We start from the raw sequence: 12,000 nt of genomic DNA on the forward strand, positions 1-12,000 counted from the left end.
TGTCGAGGCCGCCACGAATGGCGGCCTTACATGGTGCGCGACCTTCTTCTGTTTATCCGTCATAATACGTGCCCTCTTCTCCTCCGAGAGCGATCATGTCTTCTTCACAGCAAGAAATCTTGGCGCGCAAGCAGCCGATGAAGCTTAATACGCTGGTCACCCTGATGCTCAGCGCAGTGATTGTGCTGGTGCTGCTCAGCGTGCATATGTTCTATTTCTTCCAGATTGGCGCAGCGACCCGCGCGCAGCTGGAGGACAAAGCCATGGCGGTGGCGCGCACGCTGGCCAAATTTCCTGAGATTCAGCACGCGCTGATATTGCCGCCAAATGCCACCAGCATCCAACCCATTGCTAAAGCCGTGCAGGAGAGCAATAACCTGCTGTTTGTGGTGGTGACCAATATGGATACCATCCGCTATTCGCACCTGAATCCTGAACTCATCGGCCAGCACTTTATTGGCACTGATATTGAGCCCGCGATACGCGGTCATGAAAACGTCTCCGTCAATCAAGGTGTTCTGGGCCGGGCAATGCGCGTCTATACGCCGGTATATAATGCGCAGCATAAGCAGATTGGTGTCGTGGTAGTGGGCATTTCACTCAGCGCCGTTACCGATCAGATTAACCAAAGCCGCTGGAGCATCTTGTGGACTATCCTGATTGGCACCTTTGCGGGCGCCATCGGCACCCTGGTGCTGGTGCGCGTGCTGAAACGCATCCTGTTCGGCCTTGAACCCTACGAAATTTCTACCCTGTTTGAACAGCGCCAGGCGATTCTCAACTCGCTAAAAGAAGGCGTGGTGGCGATGGACGATCAGGCGCAGGTGACGCTGGTGAATCAGGCTGCGCGATCGCTGCTGAACGATTCGATGGGCACCATCAGCGGCGACCGCATCTACGATGCCTCAGTGATTGACGATCATCTGCGGGATGTGCTGCACAGCGGGCGGGCGCGGCGTGATGAAGAGTTGAATGTGAATGGCCGCGTGTTGCTAAGTAATACCGTACCGGTGCGCACGCAGGGACGAATTATCGGCGCGGTCTGCACCTTCAGGGACAAGACGGAAATCAGTCAACTGATGCAGCGTCTGACGGGCATGGTAAACTACGTCGATGCGCTGCGTGAGCGCTCGCACGAGTTTATGAACAAGCTGCATGTGATCCTCGGCCTGCTGCACATGAAAAACTACACGCAGGTGGAAAGCTACATTCTCAAAACCGCCAATAATTACCAGACGGAGATCGGTTTCCTGCTCGATAAGATTAAGTCGCCGGTGATTGCTGGTTTCTTGCTGAGCAAAATCAACCGCGCGTCGGATTGCGGCCATCGCCTGACCATCAGCGATGCCAGCTTCCTGCCCGACAGCGGCAATGAGCAGCAGATGGCGGCGCTGATTACGGTGATCGGCAATCTGATTGAGAACGCGCTGGATGCGATGAGCGAGCAGGTAGAAGGCGAGATTCACGTGATGCTGCACTACCAAAACGGTTGGCTGACCTGTGAAGTGAGTGATGATGGTCCGGGCATTGAAGCCGATCATCTCAGCACCATTTTCGAAAAAGGCTTCTCCACCAAAGGTGAAAACCGCGGTGTCGGGCTGTTTCTGCTGCAGCAGCAAACCGAAAATATCGGTGGCAGCGTGAGTGTGGAGTCAGAACCCGGCGTGTTTACCCAATTTTTAGTCCAACTTCCCTGGGATGGAGGAAACCAATCCGCATGATCAATGTGTTAGTGGTCGATGATGACGCCATGGTCGCCGAGCTTAATCGCGCGTATATCGGCCAAATTCAGGGCTTTCACTGTTGTGGCACCGCCTCAACCTTGAAGCAGGCGAAAGAGATCCTGTTCAATAGCGATACTGCGGTCGATCTGGTGCTGCTGGATATCTATATGCAGCAGGAGAATGGCCTCGATCTGTTGCCGGAGCTGCGCACGGCGCAGAGCGCGGTGGAAGTGATCATCATTTCGTCGGCGGCCGATGCGGAGAATATCAAAACCTCGCTGCACTACGGCGTGGTGGATTACCTGATCAAACCGTTCCAGTTCCCACGTTTTGAAGAGGCGCTGACCGGCTGGCGGCAGAAGAAATCGCTGATGGACAATCAGCATTATTATCAGCAAGCGGATGTGGATCTGCTGATTCACGGCAGCCCGGCGACGCAGCACGACAATAAGCGCCTGCCAAAAGGCTTAACGCCGCAAACGCTGCGCACGCTGTGTCAGTGGATTGATGCGCATCCGGGGCATGAATTCTCGACTGACGAACTGGCGGCTGAAGTGAACATCTCGCGCGTGTCGTGTCGTAAATACCTGATTTGGCTGGCGCAGATTAATATTCTGTTCACCAGCATTCACTATGGCGCGACCGGCCGTCCGGTGTACCGCTACCGCCTGCAGCCGGAATACCATTCGCTGCTGCAGCAATACTGTCAGTAACGTAGCTGCCAGTCGACATCGAGCTGCTGGAAGTGAAAGTGCTGCGGTGAGGAGCAGATGATCTGCCGATCGCGCGTGACAAACACCGCGTCGATGTCGGGCTGGTCAGCGAGATAAGCCAGCCCTTGCTCCACGCCCATGCCAAAGAGCAGCGTGGTGTAGATATCGCCATCAATCGAGCGATCGGAAATCACCGTCACGCTCAGCAGTTCGTTATCAAGCGGATAGCCGGTTTGCGGATCAAAAATATGATGCCAGCAGCGGCCGTCCAGTTCGAAGTAGCGCTCATAAATCCCCGACGTCACCACCGATTTGCCCTGCACCTGCAGCACGCCTAACAGCTCATCATCACGACCAAACGGCTTTTTCAGGCCAATGCCCCAACCCTGCGGCTTGTGCGGCGGCGAACCCAGCGTTTGCACATTGCCGCCCAGATTGATCAGCGCCTGCTGCACGCCCTGCTGGCGTAAAAACGCCTGCACGCGATCGGCGATGTAGCCTTTGGCGATGGCGCCGAGATCGATCTCCATGCCTGGCTGTTGCAAAAACACTGAGCGATCGACGGGATTGAGCACCACCTGATGCGGATCGGTCAGCTTTAGCAGGGATGCGATTTCTGGCGCAGGGGGCACCGCACGTCCCTGAAAACCAATTTTCCAGCGCTTCACAATCGGCCCAATGGTGAAATTGAAGGCGCTGTCCGGCAGCAAACTCACAGCGTGTGCCACGCTAATTAACGCAAAAACTGGCTCGCTGACGATCACCGGATGACGGCCTGCGGCGTGGTTGATCGACATCACTTCGGATTCAGCGCGGTTAACGGTGAACAGGTTTTCCTGCTGTTTAATCAGTTGAAATACGTGGCGGGCAAGCGTGGGATTGTCATCAAACAATTTGAGCAGAATGGGCGAACCCATCAGAACGGCAGAGTAAGAAAAGACGCCAGCGGTCATTGCATGCCTCTAAAGAAAACGATGCCCGCACAAGGCGGGCATCTTTACAGCTTAGTGTCCTAACGCTAGTTTAGCCGCGTTGTGACCGGCTTTGATACCGAAGATAATGATATCGGCCACCGCGTTGCCGCCGATGCGGTTGGCGCCGTGGATGCCGCCGACCACTTCACCGGCCGCCCATGCGCCTGGAATCACCTCTTTCTGCGCATCCAGCACCGCGGTATCGGTGTTGATGGTCACGCCGCCCATGGTGTGATGCACGCCCGGTGCGATACGAATGGCGAAGTACGGACCTTTATTCAGCGGGTGACGCAGCGCGGTTTTACGACCGAAGTCCTCGTCATCCTGTTTCGCCACGAACTCGTTGTAACGACCGAGCGTGGTTTGCAGCGCTTCCTGATCCATGTTTAGTTTCACCGCCAGCTCGTGTGGCGTTGGCGCGCTGATGACAAAGCCTTTGGCGATGTATTCGTCAGCCGCTTTGTTGTTGGCACGAACCTGCTCATCAAACACGATCCACGCACTCTTCTCTGGCAGTGCGATGATCTCAGCGGAAACTTTGTCGCGGGTTTCCATTTCGTTGTAGAAACGCTTGCCCGCCTGGCTCACCAGAATCGCCCCGCCGCCGCGCATCGCTTCGGAAATCAGGTACGACGTGGTTTGCTCAACCGTTGGGTGAATCTGGATTTCGCCCATATCCACGGTATCCGCACCGATGTGTTGCAGCATGGCGATGCCACTGCCGGTGGCGCCTTTGTGGTTGGTGGTGACGAAACCGTCCAGCTCAGGGCGGTATTTCACCACCATTTCGCGATTGGCACTGAAGCCGCCGGTCGCCACAATCACGCTTTTAGCGTTGATAATGCGGCTGTCGTTATACTCATCCACCACTTTCACGCCGGTGACTGCACCGTTTTCCACTAAAATTTCGGCCACTGAGGTTTCCAGCAACACTTCGATATTGCGCAGATTAACGTTTTTTACCAGCCCGCTAATCAAAAAGCCGCCGACTGCCGAACGATCTTCCGGACGGTGCGTACGATCGATGCTCATGCCGCCGGTGATGGTGATGTCGCACAGCTCGATGTCTTTGGCGGCCAGCCACTCAATGGCTTCGGGCGCCTGCTCAACAAATTCGCGCAGCAGCACCGGATTGTTTTTGAATTTGCCGCCTTTCAGCGTCTCTTCATAGAACAGCTCTTTGCTGTCTTCAATGCCTTTCAACTTCTGATAACGGGTTTCCGCCGCGTTCATCCCGACCGAGGCTTTGATGGTGTTACCGCCGATGGTGGGCATCTTCTCGATGATCACCACGCGTGCGCCATCGTCATGCGCCTGAATCGCCGCCGCCAGACCGGCACCGCCGGTGCCCACTACCACCACATCGTAATTCACCGGTGCGTTCGGGTTACCGCCCTCTTCAATCACATACTCTTTGCTTGAGGTGGTCATGGCACGTGATACCGCTTTTTTCAGCGCTTCACTTTGCGTGGTGGCGCCAGTGATGGCGTCAACGTGCGGGCTGTTCGCCACCAGAATGCGTTCACGCAGACTTTCGAAGGTGCTGGTGAAGTCGACGTCGAGGCTCGGATCCGGCACCAGCGAGATGTCGGTGATACGGTCGGTGTCGAGGGTAACGTTGATTTTCAGCTTCAGCGCTTCGGCTTCGACTTTCGCCTGATAAACGCCCGCTTTGTATTTACGGCCGGTATCGCTGACGTCGCGGATCATCGCATCCACCAGTGAGAAGCGCCACAGCGGTTCCGGGATAGTCAACTCTTCGCGCTTGGTGCTGTCGATATACAGCTCCATGTGCTGATTTTTGATGACGCGATCGGTCCAGTCCGGATAGGCGATACAGGCTTTGCCCACCGCCACCAAGTCGAAACCGTGCTCCAGCGCATTCTCGGCATCTTCTTTATTGACGACGCCGCCGACGCCAATTACCGGCACTTTCGCCAGGTTAGGCGAGCGCTGTGCCAGATATTTGGTGATCAGTGGCGTTGGGTCCTGAGTATCAACAATCGATGGACGCAGCAGTTGACCAACCGAGAAGTGCACGTAATCGAGACCGCGTTCTGCCAGTTTCTCCAGCAGATAAAGCGTGTCGTCCCAGCGGATGCCCGGCACTTCCAGTTCTTCCGGTGAGAAGCGATAGCCGATGATAAAGTCTGCCGCAGCGAAGCGGTCAGCCATTTTGTGGGTGATTTCCAGCACTTCCAGTGGGAAACGCGCGCGATTATCGCGACTACCGCCCCATTTGTCGTCGCGCTGGTTGGAGTTTGGCGAGTAGAACTGCTGGATAAGATAGGTGTTGGCGCCGTGAATCTCCACGCCGTCGAAGCCGGCTTTGATCGCACGGTTCACCGCATCACCAAACTTGGTGATCATCACATCCACTTCTTCTGCAGTCAGCGCCTGAGGTTGAGTGGCACCGTCGCGCGGTGCGGCGATGGCGCTCGGTGCGACCGGGGTTTTACCGCCGATCAGCGCCGGTTCAACCATGCGGCCGCCGTGATAAATCTGCAGAATCGCCTTGGAGCCTTGCGACTTGATGGCGTGGGCGATTTTCGCCAGACCGGGGATTTTGTTGTCGCTGTCGATACCGAGCGCGCCTGGAAACGCAGGGCCACGGTTATCAATAAAGCAGCACTCGACAATCACGGTACCGATGCTGCCGGCGCGCACGCGATAATATTCGACAAGGTCACTGGTAACACCGCCATCGTAATAACCGGTACATGTGGTCATCGGTGCCATAACCAGTCGGTTTTTAAGCACCGCACCTTTCGGTAACGTAAGCGGATTAAGAATCGGGGTGAGCGTATTCATGATGAGCAACTCCAGAATTAAGAAACTTAGTATTCAATTCTTTGGCGGTTCGGAGAATTTTATAATTATTGAGTGGTCCGATTTCATGGCGTAAATATAGCATTTTATTTACTTACATAACCTTATTCGTTAGTTATATAAGTTTTACGCATGAAGATAATATTTGAGGCTTATTGCTAAAAGCTGCGCTCCGCTAAGTTTTAACCAAGACTTGACAAAAATCAACTTTTTCCTTACATTTAAAACAAACCTAGTCTTATCATAAAGATAAATCGTCTCCTTTCTCTGTTTTTTGCTTGATTTGTGCCGTTTTATTCGTCTCACACGGTTAATTTTCACCTAAGGGTTCGTTTATTAAGGCGCGCATGTTTAAAGCAAAAAAACCACCAATAAATTTTATTGATCTGGATCAAAATAGATATTTTAATTAATCGCATCATGCTTGCATTCAATAGATAATTCGCGCATCGAATTTTGCAAATAGCGATTTATTAAAACTCAGTTTTAAATGTCACGACTAATCTGTTAAAAGGGTTTTGTAACTAAAAAAACCAGTTTGGTTCGGGGCGTATATACGCATTCTCCATAACTTGCAGACAAAACTATGAACACACAAACAACCCAGAGTGAATCCCTTACCGCGCCTCCCGCGGCACCGGGGAAGAAAAAGAACCGCCTGATAATGTTGTGCCTGCCAATTATTGTGGCTGTGCTGTTGCTGCTGGTACCGACTCCTGCGGGATTGGAACCTTACGCCTGGCACTTCTTCGCCATTTTTGTCGGGGTTATCGTGGGACTGATTTTCGAACCGCTGCCGGGCGCTGTGATCGGCTTAACCGGCGTGGTGGTGATTGCGCTGTTCAGTCAATGGGTGCTGTTTAGCCCGGCAGAACTGGCGGATCCCAAGTTCAAAACCGCGGCGCAGTCGTTCAAATGGGCAGTGAGTGGCTTCGGCAACTCCACGGTCTGGCTGATCTTCGGTGCCTTTATGTTCGCCGCTGGCTACGATAAAACCCAGTTTGGTCGCCGCCTGGCGCTGATTCTGGTGAAATATCTGGGCCGTCGCAGCCTGACGCTGGGTTACGCCATTACCTTCGCTGACCTGTTGCTGGCACCGTTTACGCCATCCAACACCGCGCGCAGCGGCGGTACCATCTATCCAATCATTGCTAACCTGCCGCCGCTCTATGGTTCAAAACCCAACGACCCCAGCGCACGTAAGATTGGTTCTTACCTGATGTGGGTAGCGATCACCGCCGCATGTATCACCAGTTCAATGTTCCTCTCTGCTCTGGCACCGAACCTGCTGGCGCTGGCGCTGGTGAAAAGCGTAGTAGGATTTGAAATCTCGTGGGGTATGTGGTTCCTCGCCTTCCTGCCACTCGGCGTGCTGCTGATTCTCACCATGCCGCTGCTGGCTTACTGGCTCTATCCGCCAGAAGTAAAAGTGAATGACGAAGTGCCGCGCTGGGCCACCGCTGAGCTGGCAAAACTCGGTAAACTGAAACGTAACGAAATCCTGCTGCTGGGCTTCGTGGTGGCGGCACTGATGATGTGGATCTTCGCCACCGCCTGGATTGAGCCCGCAATGGCCGCACTGTTAGTCATCGTGCTGATGCTGTGGACCGGCGTACTCAACTGGAATGACATCACCAGCAATAAAGCCGCCTGGAACACCTTCGCCTGGTTCGCCACGCTGGTCGCGCTGGCGGATGGTTTAGCGCGCGTTGGCTTCATCGCGTGGCTGGGTAAAGAAGGCGCAATGCTGTTGCAAGGCTATGACCCGCAGGTTTCTGCCGTCGTCCTTCTGGTCGCCTTCTACCTGCTGCACTACCTGTTCGCCAGTACCACCGCGCACACCACCGCGCTGCTGCCCGCGATGCTGACCATCGCCGCATCCATTCCGGGCATCAACATGCCGGTGTTCTGCCTGATGATGTGTGTTTCTCTGGGTGTGATGGGCATTATCACCCCGTACGGCACCGGCCCAAGCCCGATTTATTACGGTAGCGGCTATCTGCCAACTAAAGATTACTGGCGCCTGGGCACCATCTTCGGCGCGCTGTTCCTGGTTCTTCTGATGGTTGTCGCCTATCCATGGATGGTGATGATGTTCTGATGATGTTGCTTCGATGTTAAAAACGGAGCCGCGCATTACCGTGAAAATGTTATGATACTCGCCAGTCAGCCCCTGCGGAGGGCTGGCGAGAGAAAATCGAATAACAAACTGCCTAATTTGTCGCCCGTCATGCTGGCGGGCCACACGAAGCTAAGTGAGCCAACATGTCGAACAAACCCTTCTATTATCAGGATCCCTTTCCTCTCGCCAAAGATGATACCGAATACTATCTGCTGAGCCGCGATTACGTCTCGGTGGCCAACTTCGATGGCGAAGAAGTGCTGAAAGTCGATCCCAAAGCGCTGACGCTGCTGGCGAAGCAGGCATTCCACGATGCTTCCTTCATGCTGCGCGCCTCGCATCAGGCGCAGGTCGCATCCATTCTTGCCGACGATGAAGCCAGCAAGAACGACAAATACGTTGCCCTGCAGTTCCTGCGTAACTCTGAAATTGCCGCCAAAGGCGTGCTGCCAACCTGTCAGGATACCGGCACCGCCATCATCATGGGCAAAAAAGGCCAGCGCGTCTGGACCGGTGGCGGCGATGAAGCCGCGCTGTCGCAAGGCGTCTACAACACCTTTATTGAAGATAACCTGCGCTATTCACAGAACGCCGCGCTGGATATGTATAAAGAAGTGAATACCGGCACCAACCTGCCGGCGCAAATCGACCTCTACAGCGTTGATGGCGACGAATATAAATTCCTGTGCATTGCTAAAGGTGGTGGTTCCGCCAATAAAACCTATCTGTATCAGGAAACCAAAGCGCTGATTACCCCAGCCAAATTGAAGAACTACCTGATCGATAAAATGATGTCGCTGGGCACCGCGGCCTGTCCGCCGTACCACATCGCATTCGTGATTGGTGGGACTTCAGCGGAGAGTACGCTGAAAACCGTCAAGCTGGCCTCTACCCATTATTACGATTCGCTGCCGACCGTAGGCAACGAGCATGGTCAGGCGTTCCGCGACATTCAGCTGGAAGAAGAGCTGCTAAAAGCCTCGCAGGAGCTGGGCCTCGGCGCGCAGTTTGGTGGTAAATACTTTGCGCATGATATCCGCGTGGTACGTCTGCCGCGTCACGGCGCATCCTGCCCGGTGGGTATGGGCGTCTCCTGCTCTGCTGACCGTAATATCAAAGCCAAAATCAACCGCGAAGGTATCTGGATTGAGAAGATGGAAGACAATCCAGGCCGCTATATTCCGGAAGAACTGCGTCAGCAGGGCGAAGGTGAAGTGGTGCATGTCGATCTGAACCAGCCGATGAGCGAGATTCTGGCGCTGCTGTCGGCTTATCCAGTCTCCACCCGCTTGTCGCTTAACGGTACCATCATCGTGGCGCGCGACATTGCGCACGCTAAGCTGAAAGAACGCATCGATAACGGTGAAGGCCTGCCGCAGTACATCAAAGATCATCCGGTCTATTACGCGGGTCCAGCGAAGACGCCAGAAGGTTATGCCTCCGGTTCACTCGGCCCAACGACTGCAGGTCGTATGGATTCCTACGTTGATCTGCTGCAGGCCAACGGCGGCAGCATGGTGATGCTGGCGAAAGGCAACCGCAGCAAGCAGGTTACCGATGCGTGTCAAAAACACGGCGGCTTCTATCTGGGAAGCATCGGCGGCCCGGCAGCGGTGCTGGCGCAGCAGAGTATTAAGAGTCTGGAATGCGTGGAGTATGCCGAACTCGGTATGGAAGCGATTTGGAAGATTGAAGTGGAAAACTTCCCGGCATTCATTCTGGTGGATGACAAAGGAAACGACTTCTTCCAGCAGATTCACAATAACTGTGCCGCCTGCGTGAAGTAATCTGCGCATCGCACCACAAAAAAGCCGTTATCTCGTGATAGCGGCTTTTTTTATTGCGATATTTCTGACGAATTGATCATCGAATGAGGCAAAGCAGAAAAGTTAAAAACGGAATTGGCTCTCCAGTTGACGCAATGTTTCCATGCGCTGCGCCGTGGCGATTTCGCGCGCTTTCACTTCCAGCAGCAGATCGGCATCGTTCTGGCCAATCACATACACTGCCTGACGTCCAGGCAGGTTAACGGTAATAATATTTTGCTCCACACCGTCCAGCATCTCATCATGCTGTTCCAGGTAGTTATACAACGTGTTCATGGGATCTCCTTGAAAATAGGTAGGCTAATCTGCCCAATCGCACCCTTTAAACACACAAGACCTGGCTTAAAGATGGCTTTTTATCAGAAATATCGCACCAGGGTTGCAGGCAACATCTCATAGCAACATGACGTTGAGATGAAAATTGCGCTTCATAACCACATCATTAAGTCTAATGTTTCCTAAAGCAGCGCATTAACCACACTCAAACCCATAATTGATTAAAATTAAATATTATTCATATAGTTAGACTGAATTTCGTTAAGGGGTTTTGCAGACCATTCTCATGTTTACTGCGATGTAATGTTCTGCAAACTGTCCCAACACTTCACATGGCGTGAAGTGACGATGGATAAACAAGGAGATAACATGTTCAAAATGTTTAAAATTGGTCCTCCAGGTAATAGCGAAGGCACATTGCCGGTATACATTGAACAAGCCTATACCGATAATCTTGGTTACGATGTTGCATTCATGTCTGGCAGCGAAATTGTTGATAGTTCGCCGCGTTTTATCGGTTCTGCACATCCCTATTCTGTGGTTTATGCATGGGATAACGGTGTGGTTGTCGGTTCAACGCGCGCAGCAGCCGATGGTTCATGGTCGCTTTCGGCACAGCTTGCTGATGGCCAGCACTCCTTAACTTTTGGTCTGGACTCATCCGCAGCAAGCTCACCGCTGGATTTCATTGTAAATTCAGGAGCCGCCATCCCGGTTGTCGTTTCGCAGGGCTACACCGATGACCTCGGATATGACGTTGCCATTTTGGGCGGAAGTGAGATTGTCGATAACACGCCGCGTTTCATCGGAACTGCAGCGCCAGAAGCAATCATTTATGCCTGGGATGCTGGCAAGCTGGTGGCCTCTACCGTTTCAGACAGCGATGGTAAATGGTCTCTGGAAACACAGCTTGATGATGGCCAACATGCATTAACCTTTGGCTCATCTGCAGAAGAAAGCACCCGGCCTTTCACCTTCTCCATCGACTCGACCAAAGCCAATCCGGTGACAATTGATCAGGGTTACGAAGACCATCTCGGTTATGACGATGCGTTTATGAGCGGTGACCAGATCACGGATACCACACCACGCTTTGTTGGTACGGCGGCACCAGAAGCGATCATTTATGCGTGGGATTACGGTGTGCTGCTGGGTTCAACCGTATCAGAACTGGATGGTTCATGGTCGTTCACTCTGCCGGAATTAGACCTGGGCGCTCACGCGGTGACTTTTGGTTCTGAACCGGAAGTGACATCGAATCCAATGTACTTCTCAGTACAAAGTTCGGAGGCATTGCCAGCAAATATCAACATCGCTGAGTTGCTGAGCCAAAGCGAAACGTTGCTGTTGAGTGATAGCGACATCGCTCCACAGACTTACTCGCAGCCATTCTCGCTAACGCAGCAGGATCTGTCGGTGCAGAGCCAGAATGGCATTACTGGCATTTCTTCAGCGTTCACACCTGAGCTGGAAGAGCATTTCGCCTAAGCCATTTACGGCGATGCAAGATAGAAAGGCAGCGGATAATACCGCTGC

The 12,000-nt window shown here is 53.4% G+C and carries 8 protein-coding genes; 5 read left to right on the top strand and 3 right to left on the bottom strand.

The annotated features are described in order from the left end of the window. Nucleotides 1-95: 95 nt before the first annotated feature. Nucleotides 96-1,721 carry a sensor histidine kinase gene (locus K5Y30_RS04120; RefSeq protein ID WP_222210550.1) on the top strand — a complete coding sequence of 542 codons (1,626 nt, stop codon included), beginning with the start codon at nucleotides 96-98 and terminating at the stop codon, nucleotides 1,719-1,721. Then, nucleotides 1,718-2,437, top strand: a complete 720-nt coding sequence (gene dcuR / locus K5Y30_RS04125; protein WP_008102769.1) for a two-component system response regulator DcuR — start codon at nucleotides 1,718-1,720, stop codon at nucleotides 2,435-2,437. Before K5Y30_RS04120 ends, dcuR begins: the two co-directional genes overlap by 4 nt. On the opposite strand, the gene K5Y30_RS04130 is transcribed toward dcuR, so the two are convergent. Continuing rightward, nucleotides 2,431-3,390 carry an FAD:protein FMN transferase gene (locus K5Y30_RS04130; protein ID WP_222210551.1) on the bottom strand — a complete coding sequence of 320 codons (960 nt, stop codon included), beginning with the start codon at nucleotides 3,388-3,390 and terminating at the stop codon, nucleotides 2,431-2,433. The genes dcuR and K5Y30_RS04130 overlap by 7 nt on opposite strands. A gap of 51 nt (nucleotides 3,391-3,441) precedes the next feature. Then, on the bottom strand, nucleotides 3,442-6,222 hold the full coding sequence (locus K5Y30_RS04135; protein ID WP_137385597.1) for a flavocytochrome c: 2,781 nt from the start codon (nucleotides 6,220-6,222) through the stop codon (nucleotides 3,442-3,444). A gap of 604 nt (nucleotides 6,223-6,826) precedes the next feature. Between K5Y30_RS04135 and K5Y30_RS04140 the strand changes: the two genes are divergently transcribed. Then, complete coding sequence (locus tag K5Y30_RS04140) at nucleotides 6,827-8,341, top strand: anion permease (protein WP_222210552.1); 1,515 nt, start codon at nucleotides 6,827-6,829, stop codon at nucleotides 8,339-8,341. Between the two features lie 164 nt (nucleotides 8,342-8,505). Further along, entirely contained in the window at nucleotides 8,506-10,149 is a 1,644-nt protein-coding gene (gene fumA / locus K5Y30_RS04145) for a class I fumarate hydratase FumA (protein ID WP_222210553.1), read from the top strand. Nucleotides 10,150-10,251: 102 nt separating this feature from the next. Here the strand turns inward: fumA and K5Y30_RS04150 are convergent, their stop codons facing one another. Next, nucleotides 10,252-10,464 carry a hypothetical protein gene (locus K5Y30_RS04150; RefSeq protein ID WP_110865967.1) on the bottom strand — a complete coding sequence of 71 codons (213 nt, stop codon included), beginning with the start codon at nucleotides 10,462-10,464 and terminating at the stop codon, nucleotides 10,252-10,254. Between the two features lie 369 nt (nucleotides 10,465-10,833). On the opposite strand from K5Y30_RS04150, the gene K5Y30_RS04155 reads away from it, so the two are divergent. After that, nucleotides 10,834-11,952, top strand: a complete 1,119-nt coding sequence (locus K5Y30_RS04155; protein ID WP_222210554.1) for a hypothetical protein — start codon at nucleotides 10,834-10,836, stop codon at nucleotides 11,950-11,952. Nucleotides 11,953-12,000 lie beyond the last annotated feature (48 nt).

The sequence above is a fragment of the Pantoea sp. DY-5 genome (genome assembly GCF_019795955.1).
In the GTDB taxonomy this organism is placed as follows: Bacteria; Pseudomonadota; Gammaproteobacteria; order Enterobacterales; family Enterobacteriaceae; genus Pantoea; species Pantoea leporis.

Coding starts and splice junctions, on each gene's coding strand:
- dcuR (WP_008102769.1), top strand. CDS start 1,718: ATGATCAATGTGTTAGTGGTCGATGATGACGCCATGGTCGCCGAGCTT.
- K5Y30_RS04135 (WP_137385597.1), bottom strand. CDS start 6,222: ATGAATACGCTCACCCCGATTCTTAATCCGCTTACGTTACCGAAAGGT.
- fumA (WP_222210553.1), top strand. CDS start 8,506: ATGTCGAACAAACCCTTCTATTATCAGGATCCCTTTCCTCTCGCCAAA.
- K5Y30_RS04130 (WP_222210551.1), bottom strand. CDS start 3,390: ATGACCGCTGGCGTCTTTTCTTACTCTGCCGTTCTGATGGGTTCGCCC.
- K5Y30_RS04140 (WP_222210552.1), top strand. CDS start 6,827: ATGAACACACAAACAACCCAGAGTGAATCCCTTACCGCGCCTCCCGCG.
- K5Y30_RS04150 (WP_110865967.1), bottom strand. CDS start 10,464: ATGAACACGTTGTATAACTACCTGGAACAGCATGATGAGATGCTGGAC.
- K5Y30_RS04120 (WP_222210550.1), top strand. CDS start 96: ATGTCTTCTTCACAGCAAGAAATCTTGGCGCGCAAGCAGCCGATGAAG.
- K5Y30_RS04155 (WP_222210554.1), top strand. CDS start 10,834: ATGTTCAAAATGTTTAAAATTGGTCCTCCAGGTAATAGCGAAGGCACA.